Source organism: Acinetobacter sp. SwsAc4 (assembly GCF_013391535.1).
Taxonomy (GTDB): domain Bacteria; phylum Pseudomonadota; class Gammaproteobacteria; order Pseudomonadales; family Moraxellaceae; genus Acinetobacter.
Map to the genome: position 1 here is coordinate 235,438 of NZ_JACAXC010000002.1, position 20,455 is coordinate 255,892.

Below are 20,455 nucleotides of genomic sequence, written 5' to 3' on the forward strand. Positions count from 1 at the left end.
AAGCCGTGTTAAGTAGTTTAAAACAACTTTGGCACATTCTATCGCCCTTAGATAAACGTAAAGTCATTTATGTTTTGATTTTAGTCATGGGGATGGCTTTTATTGAGTCGGCTGGTGTTATTTCTATAATGCCTTTTTTGGCGGTACTATCGAACCCCAATGTTGTTGAGTCAAATTCCTATTTAAAGCAGCTCTATGATTTTACGGGAGTTGCAAATCAACAAAACTTTATATTGTATTTAGGCTTTCTTTCGCTATTTGTTGTCATATGCTCAACCGTATTCAAAATTGTGACCCAATATGCGGTTAATCGTTTTGCGAGTTTACAGCGTCACTATTTCTCCACTCGCTTACTTAAAACATATTTGCAACAAAACTATGAGTTTTTTATTCAGAGAAATAGTGCGACCTTGGCTAAGAACATTCTGTCCGAAGTCGATCAACTCATTTGGACCATGATCTTACCCGCTTTAACTCTCATGTCTTATGGTGTTGTATTATTATCTATGGTCGGCATTCTTCTGCTGTATGATCCGCTCATGGCTATTGCAACAGCTTTTGTGCTCGGTCTATTTTACGCTAGCATTTATATGCTAGTTCGAAAAAAGCTGACCCAAATTGGGCAAGAATTTACCCAAGCCAACAAAGAGCGTTACCAAACCTGTCAAGAAGCCCTTGCTGGTATTAAAGATGTGATGATTAACAATGCAGAACATGGATATATTAAGCAATTTGAGGAATCCTCTCGTGTATTTGCACGGCATATCGCCACACGCGAAACACTAGGACAAGTACCACTCAATGTTATAGAAACAGTAGGTTATGGTTGCTTAATTGGTTTAGCCATGCTTTTAGTGGTTTCAGGAAAAGAAGTGTCACATATTTTGCCTGTGCTTGGTCTATATGGCTTTGCTGCTTACCGTATGCTTCCTGCTGCACAAAATATGTATCGCGCTATTTCTCAAATTAAGTTTTCTGAGCAGGTCTTGTCTGTGCTTAAACCTGAGTTCGCATTAGAAAAAGATGAATTGAAGCATATAGAAAAAGATAGCACTCAATATTTGAAATTTGAACATTCCATACGTTTAGAGAATATAAGTTTTGCTTATCCCAATCGAATAGATTCTCCTATCCTAAACAACTTTAGTTTGGAAGTTAAAAAAAACTCTAGCTTGGGTATTGTTGGAAAAAGCGGCAGTGGCAAAAGTACGCTGATGGATATCATGCTGGGCTTACTCTTCCCACAACAAGGTAAAGTGTATATTGATGATGTCGAGTTGACAGCGGATAATATAACGCAATGGAGAGATTTAGTTGGTTATGTACCACAGAATATTTATTTGGCAGATAAATCTATTGCAGAAAATATTGCTTTTGGCGTAGCGAAAATAGATATAGATTTAAAGCAAGTTGAGTTTGTAGCTAGGCAAGCACAAATTGATGATTTTATTCAAAGTCAATTGCCTTTAGGTTATCATACGTTTGTTGGGGAACGTGGTGTTATGCTTTCAGGTGGACAGCGGCAACGTATAGGTATTGCAAGAGCTTTGTATAAAAATCCACAAGTTTTATTTATGGATGAAGCGACCAGTGCATTAGATACTGAAACTGAACAAGCAGTGAATGAAGCCATTCAAAATTTAAATGGAAAAATGACTATGGTGATAATTGCGCATCGGGAAAGTGCCGTTGAAAAATGTGACCATATACTTGATCTTTATCGCTAACGGAGCTTTAAATGAGATTTTTAATTACTGGAGGTGCGGGTTTTATTGGTTCAGCATTAATTCGTTTCATTCTTAAACAAACTCATCATACTGTATTAAACGTTGATAAATTAACGTATGCGGGAAATTTAGAATCTTTACAAGAAGTTGAGCAATATCCAAATTATCAATTTAAACAAATTGATATTTGTAATAAAGATCAAATATCAGAAAGCGTACGTACATTTAAACCAGATATCATCATGCATTTGGCAGCTGAATCACATGTTGATCGTTCAATTGATGGTCCAGCTGAGTTTATTCAAACCAATATTGTTGGTACATATACGTTATTAGAAGTTGCTCGAAAATATTGGTTGGAACTTGAAAATGATGTTAAAGATAAGTTTCGTTTTCATCATATTTCTACAGATGAAGTTTATGGTGATTTAGGTTCTACCACAGATTTTTTTACAGAATCTACATCATATGCACCAAGTTCTCCCTATTCAGCCTCTAAGGCTAGTTCAGATCATTTGGTCCGAGCTTGGCATCGAACTTATGGACTACCTGTTATTATTACAAATTGTTCTAATAATTATGGTCCATATCACTTCCCTGAAAAATTAATTCCATTAATTATTTTGAATGCCTTAGAGGCAAAACCCTTACCTGTATATGGTAATGGCCAGCAAGTTCGAGATTGGCTATTTGTTGAGGATCATGCACGTGCTTTATACAAGGTCGTGACTGAAGGATGTGTAGGCGAAGCCTATAATATTGGTGGCAATAATGAAAAGAAAAATATTGAAGTCATAGAAACCATCTGCAAAATTTTAGATGGATTAAAACCACAAGCTAATGGACAGTCTTATAAAGAACTTATTACTTTTGTGAAAGATCGTCCTGGGCATGATTTACGTTATGCCATTGATGCAACGAAAATTAAAAAGGAATTGGGATGGTCACCAATTGAAACCTTTGAAACGGGCATTCAAAAAACAATAGAGTGGTATTTAAATAATTTAGATTGGTGTCATCGAGTACAAGATGGTAGCTACCAACGAGAAAGATTAGGAGTTAATAACAATGTCTAATACAACAAAAGGTATTGTTTTAGCTGGTGGGTCAGGGACTCGTTTATATCCTATAACTAAAGGTGTGTCTAAACAGCTATTACCTATTTATGATAAACCTATGGTGTACTACCCAATTTCAGTACTGATGCTCGCAAGTATTCGTGAAATATTAATTATTAGTACGCCCGAAGATATTCATGGATTTAAGCGTTTGTTGGGTGATGGTGCACAGTTTGGTATCCAATTGAGCTATGCAGTTCAAGCCAGCCCTGATGGTTTAGCTCAAGCTTTTATCATTGGCGAAGAGTTTATTGGCAAAAGTAATGTTTGTTTAGTGCTTGGGGATAATATTTTTTATGGTCAAGGCTTTACTCCAATGTTACAAAAAGCGGTGAGTCGTAAAACTGGAGCAACCGTTTTTGGTTATCAAGTCAAAGATCCAGAACGCTTTGGTGTGGTGGAGTTTGATGAAAATAAACGTGTGATTTCTTTAGAAGAGAAACCAAAGCAACCTAAATCCAATTTTGCTGTCACTGGTCTATATTTTTATGATAATGATGTAGTCGAGATTGCTAAAAAAGTAAAGCCGTCAGAGCGTGGTGAAGTGGAAATTACGACAGTCAATCAAATGTATTTGGCACGTGGTGATCTCAATGTAGAGTTGTTAGGGCGTGGTTTTGCATGGTTGGATACAGGAACGCACTCTAGTTTGTTAGAAGCTGCGCAGTTTGTAGAAACAATTGAAAAACGTCAGGGTTATAAGGTCGCATGTTTGGAAGAAATTGCTCTAAATAATGGTTGGATGACTAAAGAGCAGATCTTAAGTATTGGTCAAAGTATGAATAAAAATGATTATGGGCAATATCTAATTTCATTGGTGAAAGATTGACTATGAGTTTAATTCAATTAATTGATTTGCCAAATTTTGGAGATCAAAGAGGAGAATTAGTTGCTATTGAGTCAAATCAATCGATTCCCTTTGAGATTAAGCGTTTATATTATATTTTTAAAACTAAAAATCAATCACGTGGTTTTCATGCGCATATCAATTTAAAGCAAGTTGCTATATGCCTAAAGGGGAGTTGTCGCTTTGTTTTAGACAATGGGCATCTAAAAGATGAAATATTACTAGCGTCGCCAACAAAAGGTTTACTTATTGAATCTTTAATTTGGAGAGAAATACGCGATTTTTCAGATGATTGTGTGCTACTAATATTAGCAAACGAGCATTATAATGAAAATGATTATATTCGTAATTATCAAGCATTTTTAAATAAGGTTAGCACATGACTAAAATCTTGATCACGGCTGCTGGTACTGGTACTGCTTTTTCGTATGTAAATTCTATTGCTAAAAACTTCCCTCAATTAGAAATTTTGACAGCAGATACAAATGTTAGTGAGCATGTAACATCTTCTCTATTTGCAAAAAAACACTATGTGGTGACGGATATAAATTCTAATACCTTACTAAAAGAACTAGAGGATATTAGTGTTGAAAATAATATTTCATTTTATTTGCCTTTGATAGATTTAGAAATTAAAAAATCATTTTCTTCAAATATACTTTCCAAAATTTTAGTTTCAAACAGTAAAAAATTCTGTGAAGATAGCCTAGAAAAAAATAATTACGAGAAAAATTTTAATCTGAATAATTTAATGTTTCCATATATATTTAAAAATACTATTGATAAAGATAAAGATTATATTTTGAAAAAGAATGGTGGATTTGGTGGAAGGGCTACAAAAAATATAAAAGGAAAGGATATAGGATTATATAATTCAGAATTTTACATTTATGAAAAAATAATCGGGGAAGAATTTACGGTAGATTGTTTTCCTTATAATGATGTAGTCTATACATCAGTAAGAAAAAGACTAGAAGTTAAAAACGGTGTTTGTGTAAAGGCAGAAATAATACAAAGTGATTATTTAAATAATGTTGCAAATGAATTTGCAAAAAAATATTTTCTTAAATCACCATTCTGCTTTCAAGTAATTGAAAAAGAAAATAAATTTTATTTAATAGATGTAAATCCAAGACTGGGTGCTGGGAGTTCAATGAGTGCTGTTAATGGAATGGATTTTTTCTCAGCTCATCTGGCACTCTTATTAGGTGAAGATCCTTTGAAATATTTACAGAAACATCATGATAGATGTATTGTAACTAGGCAATATGCGAATTATTTGATGAAGGTCTATTAAATATGCGTATAGGTTTTGATTTGGATGGAACTTTAATAACTTGTAGAGAAAAACAAGTTTATTTGATGGATATATTGGCAAAGGTTTATGATATTAATCTTGATAAAGATTTTTTTTGGGAACTAAAGAGGGGTGGGGCTAATAATATTGATTCATTAAGAAAAATGAAAATATGTGAAAATATTGTTTTAAATCTAAATGATAAGTGGATTATGGATATTGAAAACTTAGAATGGTTATTTTTTGACAAAAAAATTGATGGTGTTTCACTTTTCTTAGAAAATTTAATTAAAAAGGGGCACTCTTTACATCTTATATCGGCTAGAAACAATAAATTTAACTCTCTTATGCAATTGGAAATATTAAATTTAACAAAATTTTTTAAAACAATTGATTTTGTTAGTCAAAGAAAAAATGAAAATAAATCTTTTTTTTTAAAAAAAAGAGGAGTTCATTTGTATATAGGTGATACAGAGTATGATAGTTTGTCCTGTAAAGAAAGCAATATTCAAAGTATTTTAGTATGCAGTGGAATGAGAAATAAATCATACTTAGCTAATTTAGGTGTTCTAGTTGTAGATAATGTTTTAGATTTAGATGGGATATTATATGAAGGAAATTAATGAAATAAAAAGATTGGAAATTATTGCCGAAAATAGTTTATATATGGACGGGATGTGCCCAAATGTAGCTATGCAATATTGCTTTAATATTTTTTTTAAATTTTTGAAAGAAAATGATTCTATTTTAGAATTAGGGCCTGCCGAAGGGCTTATGACTGATTTATTTATTAAGTCAGGGTTTGATTTGACAGTTGTAGAAGGCTCAGAATTTTTTTCTTTAGACCTGAAAAAAAGATATCCTAATATAGAAATTTATAATTGTTTATTTGAGGACTTTATTACAGATAAAAAATTTGACAATATTATTTTGGGTCATGTTTTAGAGCATGTCGAAGATCCTATCTTCATATTAAAACATATATCTAAATTTTTAAAGGTTGGAGGTAAAATTTTAGCTGCTGTTCCTAATGCAAAATCATTACATCGTCAGGCAGCAGTTAAGATGGGGCTTTTAAACAATGAAAATTCATTAAATGCTTTAGATTTACATCATGGTCATAGACGTGTTTTTTGTCCGGAGTCTTTTAAAAATGTTTTTATTGAATCGAATTTAAACATCGATTTATTCGGAGGCTATTGGCTTAAACCACTTTCTAACAAACAAATTGATGAAAGTTGGAATATTGATATGTTATCTGCTTTTATGGAATTAGGTGAAAGTTATCCAGAGATTGCTGGTGAAATATTTGTAGTAGCTTCCCAAAAGGGTTAATAATGATACCTTTCCTTGATCTAAAAAATATCAATCAACAGTACCGTGACGAATTAATAGAGGCATGTACTCGAGTTGTTGATTCAGGTTGGTATATTGGTGGACATGAACTTGAAACTTTTGAAAAAAGCTTCGCCAAATATTGTGGTACACAATATGCTGTAGGTGTTGCAAATGGTCTCGATGCTCTTATTCTTACATTACGTGCATGGAAAGAACTTGGACGATTACACGATGGGGATGAAGTTATTGTTCCATCAAACACTTATATAGCAAGTATTCTTGCTATTACAGAAAACAATTTAACACCAGTATTGGTTGAACCAGATATTTCAACTTGCAATATTGATCCATCTAAAATCACCCAAGCCATTACAGAAAAGACTCGTGTAATCTTAGCTGTTCATTTGTATGGACAATTGGCAGATATGCCAAAAATTATGCAAATTGCTAAACAGTATAATCTATTGGTTTTAGAAGACTCGGCCCAAAGCCATGGTGCACAGTTACAAGGAAAAAAGGCAGGTAATTGGGGAAATGCATCAGGTTTTAGTTTCTATCCAGGAAAAAACTTGGGTGCATTAGGCGATGCAGGTATCCTTACAACGAATGATGAAACTTTAGCACAAACAATTCGTGCATTAGGAAATTATGGTAGTTTCCACAAGTATGAAAATCATTATAAAGGTTTAAATAGTCGTTTAGACGAAATTCAAGCGGCAATGCTCAGTGTAAAGTTAAAGTACTTGAATAGAGAAATAGAGCGCCGTCGTGAAATTGCACAACTCTATTTGGAGGGTATTCAAAATCCTTTAATTGAGTTGCCTGTTATTCAAGGTAATACAAATCAGTATCTCTCACATGTCTGGCACTTATTTGTGATCCGAACCAAGCATCGTGAAGCACTACAAAAAACCTTATCTGAGCATGATATTCAAACTCTGATTCATTATCCAATTTCTCCGCATAAGCAGCAAGCATATCAGGAGTGGAACCCTTTGAGTTATCCAATATCTGAAGCTATACATGCCGAAGTTTTAAGTTTGCCGATAGATCCAACGCTGAGTATTGATCAAGTAAATTTTATTATTCAAGTATTAAATCAATTTAATTAGGTAATTATGAATTTTATATGTTAAATTTTTCTTTCTTAAATAGGCTATTGTCCTATCCAAGCATTAAATCACTATGCTTGATATTGTTGAATAAATTGACTTTTAGAAAAAAAGTGTGGCTTGATGTTGGTATTAAAAGAAAAATTAGACTTGAAGAAGATGAAGAATGTGAGATTGAAATTCCTAATTTTAATAATATTAAAAAGACGATAAAAGTTGAGATTCCAAAGATATATTGTTATCAGCTTAAGAATGTTGTAGCTGAAATTGAATCTTCAAGTTTTTATGATAAAAAAAATATTTATATCGAAAGATTTCTAGGGGGTGATCAAAAATTATGTGATTATAATACTGGTCATATCATTACGAATTTTAAAAGTTTTTACTTTATTCGGAAAAATAAGAAAGTTGAAAATTTGAATTGTCGTGTGTTTTTTTTGGGGGGGAATGGTTCTTTTAATTATTTTCATTGGATTATTGAAATACTTCCAAAATTAATTTTTTTTAATCAGCTAGAAAATATTGATTTGATTGTGGTTCATGAGAATGTTAGAAAAATACAATCGTATGCAGATTCTTTTAATTTAATTTTAAATTATTTTAATATAAATATTCCAGTTAAATATGTAGGTAAAAATACGACTTTACTGTGTCAAGAGCTAAACTATATTTCTAGTTTTAATCATGTTGTTTTTAATATAAAAGGTGAATATGATGTTAATTATAGTAGATTTTCTTACAATAAAACCAAGATGGTAAGTGATATTTTTTTAAAAAATAATATTGATATGAATTTTGAGGAGGTAGATAAATTCCCTAAAAAATTTTTTATTAAACGAGGTAAGGGAATTAGTGCCTACAATAGAAGAACTTATAATGAAGTGGAGATATCTAAAGAATTGATAAAACTTGATATAAAAACTATATATATAGAAGAATATAGTTTTTACGAACAAATGAAATTATTCTCGAATGCTGATTTAATAGTTGCACCTTCGGGTGCATTTTTAACTAATATTATTTTCTGTAAAGAAAAGACAAAAATCGTAAGTTGGTTGCCAGAAAAATTTAAAAAATTTTCTGTTTATTCGACATTGGCCTATATATTTGAAGTGCAAATGCATTTTGTAAAGTCTGAATCAAAATTGGAGAAAGATGCTTTACATGGCGAATATTATTTGAATAAAGAACTTCTAGTTAATAAGATTCTTGAAATATCTAAAGTGTAGTATTTTTTCAAATGAGATTAGATATTTATATGGATAAGCCTCCTTTAATAACTTTATTTTTATTTTGTTATAATCAAGAGAACTATATTGAAAAAGCTGTATATTCTGTTTTATTTCAAGACTATGGGAACTTAGAAATTATCATATCTGATGATTGTTCTACTGATTCAACATTCGAAATTATTCAAAAGATTGTTGAGAAGTATGATGGGAGTCATGAATTGGTAATTAATAGAAATACAGCAAATCTTGGTATTGGTGCTCATGTTAATAAAGCTTTTCAAATGGCAAAAGGGGAATTCATTGTCTTTGCAGCTGGTGATGATATATCTTTGCCTCAAAGGGTGAGTAAAGTTGTGGAAAGATGGTCAGTCCTAGATAAAAATGTAAGTGCTATTTATAGTGCTGCTCAGCGAATCGACCACAACGGAAAAGATTGTGGGGCATTGAGAGTAGCTTTATCTGATTTGAATCCAACGGCCTATAATCTAATCTCTTATCGTGATGAAAATAAAATATATCTGTTGATGGGTGCGAGTGCTGCTTATTCGAAAGATTTGAATAAGCAGTTTGGTGAGTTGATGCCGAATGTTAATATTGAGGATATCCCCTTAACCGTACGAGCAAGCTTGATGCATGGAGTAAGTTATATAAATGAGCCTTTAATTTGCTATCGAGAAAATGTTTCTGTTTGGCTACCTCGTAAGTTAAAAAATGAAGGTTTTGAGAGGCATAGGGCACGTATTTTACATCGTATTAAAAATAAGTATTTTGTAGCACAGCAAATTTTGTATGATGTTAAAATTGTAAATGCTGATCACAAAATATGCGCAGTAGCGAAACAGCGGTTTATGGAAGCAGAATTTATTAAAAATTGTATAGAAGAACAAAAATTTTTATTTTTTCATTATTTGGTTTTGTGTAAAAAAACACCCTATTGGTATTATATGCTGTTCCCTGTAATAATGATTGCAAATCCAAAATTGCATCGAATGATTTATAAAACATTTATATTTTTGAAAGGATCGTAAATGATCGAAGCTCATTCTAAAGTTTTTGCGGTTGTTGTTACTTATAACAGGAAGGAACTACTACTTCGATGTTTATCTGCTTTAAATGTTCAAACACATCGTCTGGTCCAAATTGTTATTGTCGACAATGCTTCAACAGATGACACTGTCCAGGAATTAAAAAAATCAGGTTTTTTAGACAACCCAAACGCTAAATTGCTTGCGCTTACACATAATACTGGCGGAGCTGGTGGCTTTTCAACAGGTATCAAATATGCCTTTGAACAAGGTGCAGATTATGTTTGGATGATGGATGATGATGCTCTACCTTATGTGACAGCTTTAGAAGAAGTAATGAGGCATGCTACACCTGAACATATTTATGGATCTCTTGCTGTAAATGGAGAGGATACAGCTTGGACAACGACTCTAATTGCAGAGCAGAGAGATGTACATATTAAATTAGAAATTCCGGAAATAGCAGAAGTTAAATCTTTACCATTTCTTGGTTTCTTAACTAGTAAAGAAATTTATCAAAAAATTGGTCTACCTAATGAATCCTATTTTATAGCTGCTGATGATACCGAATATTGTATAAGAGCACATAAAGCAGGTTTTAAAACTTATATCTGTGGCGAAAGTCAAATCGAACATCCAAAATCCGATCGCTATGAAGTTAATATTTTGATAAAAAAAATAAATTGCTTAAAGCTAGTACCATGGAAAAGATATTACGATACGAGAAATCGAATTTTTATTGCGAGAACTTATTATGGCTTTAAACTTTATACACAAACGATCCCCTCTCTAGTAATAAGATTATTTGCAGCATTACTTAATGAAGGTGAGCGAAGAAAGCAAGTTAAAGCCTTTTTTGTTGGCTTATATGATGGATTATTCAATCATGGAGGTAAAAGACATGATTATTGGAATTTATAGCTAATGAAAATTTTAATTGTTGGTGCAGGGTTTGCTGGTTCGGTATGTGCCCGTGAGCTGGCAGAATCAGGACATAACATCTTAGTTGTTGATCGTCGTGATCATATTGCTGGTAATGCTTATGATGTTAAAGATGTGCATGATATCTTGATTCATCAATATGGCCCTCATATTTTTCATACCAATAGTGAGCGTATCTTTAACTACCTATCACAATTTACCCAGTGGCGACCTTATGAACATCGGGTGCGTGGCGTAGTCAATGGGCAGGAGTATCCCTTCCCGGTTAATAGAGACACACTCAATCAACTTTATGATTTAGATTTATCTGAAGAACAAGCAGCTGAATATTTTGAAAAAGTACGTGAACCAAAAGAAAAAGTACTAACCAGTGAAGATGTTGTACTTAATTCAGTCGGTCGAGATTTATATGAAAAGTTCTTCTTAAACTACACCAAAAAACAGTGGGGGCTAGATCCTTCTCAGTTAAAAGCAGGCGTAGCCGCACGTATTCCAACACGTACCAATACCGATGATCGATACTTTACCGATACTTATCAAGCAATGCCATTACATGGTTATACCGCTATGTTTGAAAATATGCTGGAGCATCCAAACATTACGGTTAAATTGAGTACAGACTATAAAGATTTGCTGGCACAAGGTGTCGAGTATGATCATCTGATTTATACAGGTTGTATAGATGAGTTTTATGACTATAAATTTGGCAAGTTACCTTACCGCTCCTTACGCTTTGAGCATCAACACCTAGAAAATACTGAACAATACCAAAGTGTCGGAACTATAAACTATCCAAATGACTTTGAATTTACCCGCATTACTGAATTTAAACACCTTACAGGTCAACAACACCCTGCCACCTCAATTGTTCGGGAGTATCCAACAGCTGAAGGTGATCCTTACTACCCAATTCCACGTGATGAAAACGAGGCTTTATTCAAAAAGTATAAATCCTTAGCAGACTGTGAAAAAAATGTTACTTTTGTTGGTCGTTTAGCAGAGTATCGCTATTACAATATGGATCAAGTTGTAGGTGCGGCGTTGAATGCTGTAGATAAAATACTGGAGAGAAAATAATTGAAAATCGCATTCTTGTGTAAACGGCAATATATGTCTAAAGATGTCATTTTAGATAAATATGCGCGTTTATACGAGATTCCGAATCAATTGGCACATCTTGGGCACCAAGTTGAATGTTTTTGTTTGAGTTATCAATCACATCATGAAGGCACTTGGGATGAGTCCAATCATGAAAAAAAACTTATTTGGCACTCAAAAAGTTATAAGGGCTTAAAAAAACTAGGATTATTCACTTATCCTTTTTTACTTTCACAAAAATTAAAACAATACCAACCAGATATTGTTATTGCTGCATCAGATATTCCACATATTGTTTGGGGTGCATGGTGTGCTAAACAGCTTAAAGTACCCTTCATAGCAGATCTCTATGACAATTTTGAAGGCTTTGGGCAAGCTCGCATCCCTGGTATGAAGCATCTTTTACGTCTAGCAGTCTGCCAAGCCCAATTAGTCACAACAACTAGTCAACCATTAGCAGAATTAGTGATTCACGATTATGCAGCACAAGCTAAAGTTGTTTCTCTACCAAGCACGGTCGATCTAACTACCTTTAGGTCAGGTAGTAAATCTAATGCACGGGAAAGATTTGGTTTACTACCGAATAAACAATATATTGGCACGGCAGGTGGATTGTATAAAGACAAAGGTGTGGAAGTAATTTATCAAGCATGGGAAAAACTTAAACATGAAATGCCTAACGTACATTTAGTACTTGCAGGTCCCTATCAACCTGATTATCCACCTCCCGAAGAAGAACGAGTCCATTATTTGGGTAGTTTAGCACACCATGAAATTTCGACACTTTTTCAAGCTTTAGATCTTGGCATCATTTCAATTTTAGATACCCCTTTTGGACGTTATTGCTTCCCTCAAAAAGCCTATGAAATGTTGGCATGCGATTTACCTGTCGTTGTAGCGAATATTGGTGAGATGAGTTACTTGTTTAGAGATTCACCACAAGTTCTATTTCAGACAGGCAATGCCAATGATTTAGCCTCAAAAATTCAACAGCAATTACAATCTCCGCAACAACAAAGTATTGCTGTTGAGGATTGGGCTACTATTATACAGCGTCTTGAACCAATGATTACTGCATTGAAATTTTAGTGTTAAAATTTTGAATGCTGTCTTTTAAGATATTGCCATAGGCATAAGCAACACTATCCCAATCAATTAATTTCAGCGCATGCTGTCGAATCCTTAAAGTACGTTCAACTGCTAATGTCGGTTCATTTAGTGTTTTTGAAATGGCAGATACCAATTCTTGAGTATTATGCGGATGAACTGCAATATGCTGAATATCTTCACCGAGTAAGTCTTCTATTCCAACCACATGTCCAACTACTGCAGGACAACCACAACCAATCGCTTCCATCAACGCAACGGGTAATCCTTCTTGATCCCCATTATCTGCTCGCACAAAAGGTGCCACAAAAAGTGTCGCTTGTTGATACATTTGAGGTAACTGGTCTTGTGAGCGTGCACCCAAAAAATTAACATTTTTTCCAAGATTCAATCGTACAACTTGTTGTTTTAATGCAGACTCTTCAGGGCCGAACCCAACAATATTTAAACGTAATTCAGGATGCTCATTCACTAAAATAGCCAAGGCATCCAACAAAAAGTTGAGCCCTTTTTTTGGCACCAATCGCCCTACAAAAAGCAACTCATTATGATGGCGTTTTATATTAGGGTTTGGAATAAACCGATGCTGTAAGTCCACTCCCATTGGAATTACATCTAGATGTTGAGGTCGTATGCACATTTGTGACAAATAGTCTTGCATAGCCTGACTAACAACTGTCATCGCAGTGGCATCTTCAGCAACCTGTTTTTTTATTTTCGTGAGCATATTCCCCTGTAACCCAAATAGATCTCCACCGTGTGAAGTTACAATATAAGGAAGATTGAATTGTTTGCTAAATCGACTTGCTATCCAACCTTGTGGAATTAACCAATGTGCATGAATAACATCAACCTTTTGTGTATCTAAAATTTTTCTAACTGCAAAATATTGTCCAATCAGAAAACTAGGAACAAGCAACCATTTCCACCAAAAAGCTTTCAAATTGTTAACAATGCCGCCATTATTGACCAATGATTGTAATTTTTTAGGGGCATATTTATAACGGATGACCTGAACACCATCTAGGAACCCATTCGGATCGGCATTTACAGCATCGGGTACAAGGGCAATAACATTGAACTGAAGTGCTAGCCTTTTACATAATTCATGTATAAATCCTGGTTCATGATCTCTAGCCCAACGAGGGTATGTTGATGCTAGTACTAAAACTGTTCTTTTTTTATTCATAGATAATACCTAAGAAATAATATGATGAGAATGGATTGATTATTTTTCATGAGGTTTTAAAGGATTTCCATATTGTTTAAGGTATTGCAGCCCAATTTCAGTTGAACCTGAATAAGTTAAATGTTGTTCATCTCGATATAGGGGAACATCATTTAAATAGGAATAACATGAGGTTTTCGAACAGACAATGGAGGTGAAATCTAATACTATCAGTTGAGGATATTTAATTTTCAATGATTCTAAATTTTTAATCCAGTTTTTAAAGTCTTGATCGTGTGCTTGGCGTGGAAAGAGGCATTTTTTTTCAGGAATATTCGTGCGTAAATGACAATTAACATCTACACCTTGAAGAATTGGGTTGTCATTAATAATAATAGGAATAGCATTATTTTCTATAATAAGTTCAATTGCACTATTTAATCCTAAAATAAATAATTGATGTGATTCTTCTGGTTTTGGATTTTCAGTAGATAGTGGCTTTGTTGCATAAATAAATTTCATCCCCATACATGTTAGATGAATACAGAATCAAAAAGCCAATACAAAACAAAGAACTGGTCTGAGTACAATCAGGCTTTACGTCAACGGGGTGCTTTCACCATTTGGTTTGATCCCCAAATGCAATGGTCTGCAACACGTACTGGAAAAAAAGGACGTCAACCTACCTACACTGATATAGCAATTCAATTTGCCCTGATGATACGAAACCTGTTCCAACTGGCTTTACGCCAAACACAAGGTTTCATTCAAAGCCTTTTTCAAATGGCTCACCTCGACTGAAATGTTCCAGACTTCTCAATATTGAGTCGGCGAGCAGATAAGCTCCAGCCACTTCTACATAAATCAGCAAAAAATCCACAGAAAGACTTGCATATTTTAGTTGATAGCACAGGGATCAAAGTTACAGGTGATGGGGAATGGGTGCGTAAAAAACATGGCGTAAACCAACATCGTCAATGACTGAAATTACATCTTGCGACAGATGCAAACAGTGGAGAAATACAAGCGTTTGAAGTCACGATCTGCCAATATGGTGATGCTGAAATGCTCCAACCTCTTTTAGATCAAATTGATGAACCCATTGTATCTGTCACGGCTGATGGTGCTTATGACACAGTGAATTGTTATGATGCGATTTTGAAACGGCAAGCAAATGTAATTATCCCTCCTCGTTCCAATGCTGCTTTATGGGCAGAAAATGAAATTGGTAAAGCAAGGAATCATCCAGTACAAAGCTGTTGGGACAGGGGTCAAAAGCAGTGGAAACGAGATATTGGTTATCATCGACGATCTAGAATAGAGGCTAAAATGTTTGCCTTGAAACGACTTGGACAAGGTGTATCTAGTCGATGCTTTAATCGTCAGGTGGTTGACTTGCAAATAAGAGTCGATATTTTGAATAAATTTACTCAACTTGGTACAGCTAAAACGGTGGCTGTTGCATAAATATCTGAAGATTAGAACAACTCTACCTTTCGTCTATTTGTGCAACAAAGCCCATTCAAATCAGTATGGATGGTAAACTTGCGCAGTATACTGCTCATAGATTGATAATGTGATGGTTGAACGATTATGGCGGAGCGTTAAATATGAAGAGGTGTATCTCAAAGCTTATAGTAGTGTCACAGATGCGAAAAAGCAATTGAGTGCATATTTTGAGTTTTATAATTTGAAACGACCTCATTCGAGTCTAGACAAAATGACACCAAATGAGTTTTACTATGATCAGCTACCACAACAAAATAAGGTAGCTTAACTAGAGCAGAGTATCACTTATAAATACGCTTTTAGTTGTTCAAACAAGTGGGATCATCTCTTTTGGTCGGTAGTCATATCAGAATTTACTCATCTCTATTTAGATGATAAAAGCGCTTTACTGTATGATATGTCAGAATGCCTTTTAGATACTACCCTATGCCATTTCTATGTCTCATTCTTGCTAGCCTCTTACTTAGCTTTGCTTGGCTGTCACCATTTCATACCTATCCATGGGTGACATTTTCTAGTGAGCTGGCAAGCTTCGGAGCTGCTTTGGCGTTACTGGGTATTCTGCTCAAACAAAATATTAAAATTCCTAAACCACAACTTATGATGTTGCCGTTGCTTTTGATTCCTGTATTTCAATGGCTATTTGGACTCGTTCCAGATTTTAGTGTTGCATTGCTAAGCTTTTCATATGTTTTTATGTTCTGGTTGATGATGATAGGTGGATATAACCTGTCCTCTACATCTGAAAATCGTGAACGCTCTATGCAAGGGTTGAGTTATATAGTACTGAGCGTTGCTTTTATAAGTAGTTTGATTGCGATTGTTCAATGGTTGAATTTAGAGTCAAACTTTAATTGGGTTATTCAGCTCAAAGGTAACCGCCCATATGCAAATTTTGGTCAACCCAATAATTTAGCTACTTTTTTGATTATAGGTTTAATGGGTGCATTGTTCTTATATGAAAAGCATAAAGCATCTTTATGGCTACTTATTCCATCAAGCTTATCTATCTTATTTGCGATTTGCTTAACGCAGTCACGGACTTCTTGGCTAGTCTGTATTTTTATTTGTATCTATTGGGTGATTAAGCAATATAAGAATAAACCAAGGCTTAATTTTATTAAATTATTTGGTTGGGCTGCTATTTATTTTCTAATTGCGGGCTATTTATTGCCTATTATCGCACAAGTCATGACGACAAGTGTTGGAGAGGCAGTAACCCATACAGCATCACTAGCACAACGGGCAGGTTCAGGGCATGAGCGTCTTGGGATGTGGATGCAAATTATACATGCCATAGGTGAGCGTCCGTGGTTTGGCTATGGCTGGAATCAAACGAGTGTCGCGGTTGTGGAAAGTATTCATTTTAATACCGTACAAGTTTGGTTTAATAGCGCGCATAATATCGTGTTAGATCTGTTGGTTTGGAATGGTTTGCCATTAGGCTTTTTAATTATTGCGTACTTTGCGATTTGGTTGTTTTGGTTAAGTAAAAATGCAAAAGATACAATTTCGATTGTGGCAATATTGATGGTGAGTGCAATTTTGATGCATGCGATGTTGGAGTTTCCGCAGCGCTATGCTTACTTTTTATTGCCAATGGGTTTTTTGTTGGGGTTAATTCAAGCCCAAACGCCAAATTTAAACGGTGTTAGCTTACATCGAAATATTATTCGTTGTGTATGGCTCGTTTCTCTGATTGTCTTACTGTTGATTTGGCGAGATTACAAACTGTTCCAAGAGAATAGTAAATTGGTTTTTAAGCAAAAACCAGTTTCAGAAGAAATATTGGGAAGTTCTAAAATATTGATACTTACTCAATTTCAGCAAAGATTAGATTGGATTGCCTTAAAGCCTCAGACATTGATGTCTGATTCAGATCTTAGCATAATTGGCGAAATGGTTGAAAATAAGGCCACACCTTATAATTTAAAAAAATATGCACAATTACTTGTTTATAATCATAAGCTTGATGAAGCGGAGCAACAATTATTTGTTTTACAACAATTGTATAAGCAAAAAATAAGCTTGGCAGAAATTATGGAATTAAATAATAAATAAACTTGTAAAATTCATCTACTTTATCCATTGGAGCGTAAAACCTCGGGGTTTAGCCCGAGGATATAAGCGACTGGCGTAAGCCATACGAACGACATGAAATGTCGTTTTAAATCCTTGTACTATAGTCACTATTAAGAAAAATACTGTTAAAATAATTGGATGAAAACACTTAAATTACGCATAAAAGACAAACATTGCAAGGTGCTAGACCAATTAGCATCAGAAGTTAATTTTGTCTGGAATTATGTCAATGATTTGTGTTTCAAGCACCTACAGCGCAAACAGCAATTCTTTTCAGCCTATGATCTAGCGAAATATACTAAAGGTACATCAAGAGAATGCAACTTGCACAGCCAAACGATACAGGCAGTTGCAGAAGAATTAGTAACAAGACGCAAGCAATTCAAAAAAGCAAAACTAAAATGGCGTGTTAGCAATAAGAAATCGGCTAGGCGTTCATTGGGTTGGATACCGTTTAAGAAAGTAGCCATTAAATATGCTGATGGCTATGTCCAATACGGCAAGCATCAATTCAAACTATGGGACAGCTATGGATTAAGCAAATACAAGGTCAAAACAGGTTCGTTTGTAGAAGACAGTCGTGGGCGTTGGTACGTTTGTTTGGTTGTGGATTCAATTAAAACTGAAAAAACCACCGCCAAAACATCAATCGGCATAGACTTAGGTTTAAAAGATTTAGCGACTTGTTCAGACGGTGTAAAGCTGAAAGCCCCTAAAATCTATCGGCAATATGAACAAAAACTTGGCATTGCCCAGCGAGCTAAAAACAAAAAGCGAGTGAAAGCAATCCACGCCAAGATTAAAAACATCCGTCAAAATATGCTGCATCAATTCAGCCATAAACTGGTGAATGAACATGCAGCCATCTTCGTTGGCAATGTGAATGCCAAAGCGTTAGCACAGACTAGATTGGCTAAATCAGTGCTAGATGCCAGTTGGACAACACTAAGAACCATGCTCAAGTATAAATGCGAGAACGCAGGGGTATGTTATGAAGAAGTCAATGAGGCCTATACCACCCAAACTTGCTCGTGCTGTGGCTCACGCTCCAGTAGTCCGAAAGGTAGAGCAGGACTTGGAATAAGAGAATGGCAGTGTCGTGAGTGTGGTAGCTCATGGGATCGGGATATAAATTCCGCACTGAATATTCTTGCGCTCGGACATGAGCGTCTCGGAGGAGGAATCCCCGTCCTTTAGGTCGGGGGGGATGTCAACTTTTAAGGGATAAAGTAGATGACATGCTTTAAATTTGGCTTTGGATATAGTTTTCGATGCCAACATTTTCAACTAAATCAAGTTGTGTATCGAGCCAATCCCAATACTCTTCTTCTTTCTCTAAAATTTCCTGAACTAAATCACGTGTAACGTAGTCTTGTTGTGCTTCAGCAAGTTCAACAGCTTGTTTAATCGCTTCAATGTTTTCTTTTACTTTACGAATGTCACAATTGAGGACTTCGATGGTATGTTGCCCAATATACAATTTACCTAGATGCTGTAAATTAGGTAGGCCTTCTAAGAATAAGATCCGTTCAATGACTTTATCCGCATGCTTCATTTGACGAATTGATTCTTTATATTCAGCGGAGCCAAGTTTTTCAATTCCCCAGTCATTAAACATACGAGAGTGTAAAAAATATTGGTTAATTGCAGTTAAATGGTGATAAAGCACCTGATTCAGTTGATTAATCACGTCTCGATTGCCTTTCATTGCACTTACTCCATAACACCATGATGCCCTAGTTTTTAAGGTAATTTATATGATTTTAATCAACAAATAATAATCTGACGAGTAAATTATAGAACGGCAAATGAAAATCACAATCAAAATACGAAAAGCATTTTGGATTCGTACTAAAGTGAATCACTGAAATAAAAAAACCGCTTATCTGAGGAATGGTTAAAGTTCGACAAGAAGCGGCGTAGTCGTAAACAGATCGTTAAATGAGGTTGTTGAGATATTGGATTAATTTAGATTATGCAGCAACTGAAATACGAGCAGCTATTTCTGCGAGCTCATCACTAATAATAGAACGGGCTTCGGGTGCACAACGACCACAGCAAGTGCCTAAGTCGAGTAAATCACGAATTTCACGATAACTTTCAGCGCCGTTTGCAACAGCGTCTTTGATATCTTGATCTGTGATTCCACGGCATAAACAGACATACATGGGAGTGATCCACAAATATTAATGCGATAATTGATATTATTGATAATTGTTATCGTTTGTCAATGAATTTCATTCTTAGAGTGAATATATTCTTATTGAGAATTCGAATAAAAAAATACCACCTGATCGGTAGTATTCTTTCTTTATTTTATCTATTTGATAAATATCGCATTTAATTCTGTGTTGGAATAATAACAATACCATCCATTTCGACTAATGCACCTTTAGGTAGGCTTGCGACACCCAATGCTGCACGAGCTGGATAGGGCTGGGCAAAATATTCGCCCATAATTTGATTCACCAATTGGAAGTGAGAAAGATCTGTAAGGAAGATATTCAATTTAGCGATATCTGCTAAGCTGCCACCTGCGGCTGCACATACTGCTTTTAGATTGTCGAATACACGACGAATCTGAGCCTCAATACCTTCTACAAGTTCCATACTGTATGGGTCTAAGCCAATTTGACCTGAAAGATAGAGCGTATTGCCAACAAGAATTGCTTGAGAATATGTTCCGATAGCAGCAGGGGCGTGTTCAGTATGAATAACTTGACGTGACATTAAGCTCTCCTATGTCATTGTTTCTATCTTAAACAATGTGACTTTAACACAAAAGTTTGGCTCGGAAACGGTCGAATACTGTTTAGTCGCAATTGTTTGCAAATGATTCATTAGCTTTAATAA

20 protein-coding genes and 2 pseudogenes are annotated in these 20,455 nt (G+C 34.8%); 17 read left to right on the forward strand and 5 right to left on the reverse strand.

The window, feature by feature from the left end:
• The first annotated feature begins 5 nt into the window (after positions 1-5).
• Genes HYG88_RS02465 through HYG88_RS02525 form a run of 13 tightly spaced genes read left to right on the forward strand, consistent with a single transcriptional unit; the run spans position 6 to position 12,825 of the window.
• The gene (locus HYG88_RS02465) at positions 6-1,727 is read left to right on the forward strand and encodes an ABC transporter ATP-binding protein (protein WP_178882514.1); all 1,722 of its coding nucleotides are present in this window, start codon (positions 6-8) and stop codon (positions 1,725-1,727) included.
• Positions 1,728-1,738: 11 nt separating this feature from the next.
• Positions 1,739-2,803, forward strand: coding sequence for a dTDP-glucose 4,6-dehydratase (gene rfbB / locus HYG88_RS02470; protein ID WP_178882515.1), 1,065 nt, complete (start codon positions 1,739-1,741; stop codon positions 2,801-2,803).
• Positions 2,796-3,674 (forward strand): glucose-1-phosphate thymidylyltransferase RfbA, encoded by an 879-nt coding sequence (gene rfbA / locus HYG88_RS02475; protein ID WP_178882516.1) that lies wholly within the window; start codon positions 2,796-2,798, stop codon positions 3,672-3,674. Before rfbB ends, rfbA begins: the two co-directional genes overlap by 8 nt.
• A 2-nt stretch (positions 3,675-3,676) precedes the next feature.
• Positions 3,677-4,075 carry an FdtA/QdtA family cupin domain-containing protein gene (locus HYG88_RS02480; RefSeq protein WP_178882517.1) on the forward strand — a complete coding sequence of 133 codons (399 nt, stop codon included), beginning with the start codon at positions 3,677-3,679 and terminating at the stop codon, positions 4,073-4,075.
• Positions 4,072-4,989, forward strand: coding sequence for an ATP-grasp domain-containing protein (locus tag HYG88_RS02485; RefSeq protein WP_178882518.1), 918 nt, complete (start codon positions 4,072-4,074; stop codon positions 4,987-4,989). The genes HYG88_RS02480 and HYG88_RS02485 overlap by 4 nt, the downstream gene beginning before the upstream one ends.
• 2 nt (positions 4,990-4,991) lie before the next feature.
• Positions 4,992-5,612, forward strand: coding sequence for an HAD hydrolase-like protein (locus tag HYG88_RS02490; protein ID WP_178882519.1), 621 nt, complete (start codon positions 4,992-4,994; stop codon positions 5,610-5,612).
• Positions 5,599-6,324, forward strand: a complete 726-nt coding sequence (locus tag HYG88_RS02495) for a bifunctional 2-polyprenyl-6-hydroxyphenol methylase/3-demethylubiquinol 3-O-methyltransferase UbiG (RefSeq protein WP_178882520.1) — start codon at positions 5,599-5,601, stop codon at positions 6,322-6,324. The genes HYG88_RS02490 and HYG88_RS02495 overlap by 14 nt, the downstream gene beginning before the upstream one ends.
• A gap of 2 nt (positions 6,325-6,326) precedes the next feature.
• Positions 6,327-7,439: a DegT/DnrJ/EryC1/StrS aminotransferase family protein gene (locus HYG88_RS02500; RefSeq protein WP_178882521.1), complete on the forward strand. Its 1,113-nt coding sequence runs from the start codon at positions 6,327-6,329 to the stop codon at positions 7,437-7,439.
• A gap of 17 nt (positions 7,440-7,456) precedes the next feature.
• The gene (locus HYG88_RS02505; RefSeq protein ID WP_178882522.1) at positions 7,457-8,668 is read left to right on the forward strand and encodes a DUF563 domain-containing protein; all 1,212 of its coding nucleotides are present in this window, start codon (positions 7,457-7,459) and stop codon (positions 8,666-8,668) included.
• A 29-nt stretch (positions 8,669-8,697) separates the two neighbouring features.
• Positions 8,698-9,699, forward strand: a complete 1,002-nt coding sequence (locus HYG88_RS02510; protein WP_178882523.1) for a glycosyltransferase — start codon at positions 8,698-8,700, stop codon at positions 9,697-9,699.
• Positions 9,700-10,617 carry a glycosyltransferase gene (locus HYG88_RS02515; protein ID WP_178882524.1) on the forward strand — a complete coding sequence of 306 codons (918 nt, stop codon included), beginning with the start codon at positions 9,700-9,702 and terminating at the stop codon, positions 10,615-10,617.
• A 3-nt stretch (positions 10,618-10,620) separates the two neighbouring features.
• Positions 10,621-11,715 carry a UDP-galactopyranose mutase gene (gene glf, locus HYG88_RS02520; RefSeq protein ID WP_178882525.1) on the forward strand — a complete coding sequence of 365 codons (1,095 nt, stop codon included), beginning with the start codon at positions 10,621-10,623 and terminating at the stop codon, positions 11,713-11,715.
• Between the two features lie 33 nt (positions 11,716-11,748).
• Entirely contained in the window at positions 11,749-12,825 is a 1,077-nt protein-coding gene (locus tag HYG88_RS02525) for a glycosyltransferase family 4 protein (RefSeq protein ID WP_256731039.1), read from the forward strand.
• Here HYG88_RS02525 and HYG88_RS02530 read toward each other — a convergent pair.
• Together HYG88_RS02530 and HYG88_RS02535 are read right to left on the reverse strand one after the other, a co-directional pair.
• Complete coding sequence (locus HYG88_RS02530; RefSeq protein WP_178882527.1) at positions 12,806-14,032, reverse strand: glycosyltransferase family 4 protein; 1,227 nt, start codon at positions 14,030-14,032, stop codon at positions 12,806-12,808. The two genes, HYG88_RS02525 and HYG88_RS02530, sit on opposite strands and share 20 nt — an antisense overlap.
• Before the next feature lie 39 nt (positions 14,033-14,071).
• Complete coding sequence (locus HYG88_RS02535) at positions 14,072-14,533, reverse strand: SGNH hydrolase domain-containing protein (RefSeq protein ID WP_178882528.1); 462 nt, start codon at positions 14,531-14,533, stop codon at positions 14,072-14,074.
• Positions 14,534-14,548: 15 nt separating this feature from the next.
• Here HYG88_RS02535 and HYG88_RS02540 point away from each other — a divergent pair.
• The 4 genes and pseudogenes from HYG88_RS02540 (at position 14,549) to HYG88_RS02555 (ending at position 18,799) form a co-directional block, all read left to right on the forward strand.
• Positions 14,549-15,478 (forward strand): annotated as a pseudogene (locus tag HYG88_RS02540) (IS5 family transposase).
• Positions 15,479-15,578: 100 nt separating this feature from the next.
• A pseudogene (locus HYG88_RS02545) lies at positions 15,579-15,788 on the forward strand (integrase core domain-containing protein); the annotation flags it as partial.
• 158 nt (positions 15,789-15,946) lie between these two features.
• Positions 15,947-17,581, forward strand: a complete 1,635-nt coding sequence (locus HYG88_RS02550; protein WP_178882529.1) for a PglL family O-oligosaccharyltransferase — start codon at positions 15,947-15,949, stop codon at positions 17,579-17,581.
• Positions 17,582-17,740: 159 nt separating this feature from the next.
• Positions 17,741-18,799: an RNA-guided endonuclease TnpB family protein gene (locus tag HYG88_RS02555; protein ID WP_178882530.1), complete on the forward strand. Its 1,059-nt coding sequence runs from the start codon at positions 17,741-17,743 to the stop codon at positions 18,797-18,799.
• A 46-nt stretch (positions 18,800-18,845) separates the two neighbouring features.
• Here the strand turns inward: HYG88_RS02555 and bfr are convergent, their stop codons facing one another.
• From bfr to HYG88_RS02570, 3 genes are all read right to left on the reverse strand, one after another.
• Positions 18,846-19,310 (reverse strand): bacterioferritin, encoded by a 465-nt coding sequence (gene bfr / locus HYG88_RS02560; protein WP_005156520.1) that lies wholly within the window; start codon positions 19,308-19,310, stop codon positions 18,846-18,848.
• A gap of 265 nt (positions 19,311-19,575) precedes the next feature.
• Complete coding sequence (locus HYG88_RS02565) at positions 19,576-19,770, reverse strand: bacterioferritin-associated ferredoxin (RefSeq protein WP_004660183.1); 195 nt, start codon at positions 19,768-19,770, stop codon at positions 19,576-19,578.
• Between the two features lie 172 nt (positions 19,771-19,942).
• The gene (locus HYG88_RS02570) at positions 19,943-20,332 is read right to left on the reverse strand and encodes a RidA family protein (RefSeq protein ID WP_004660185.1); all 390 of its coding nucleotides are present in this window, start codon (positions 20,330-20,332) and stop codon (positions 19,943-19,945) included.
• Between the last annotated feature and the right edge of the window lie 123 nt (positions 20,333-20,455).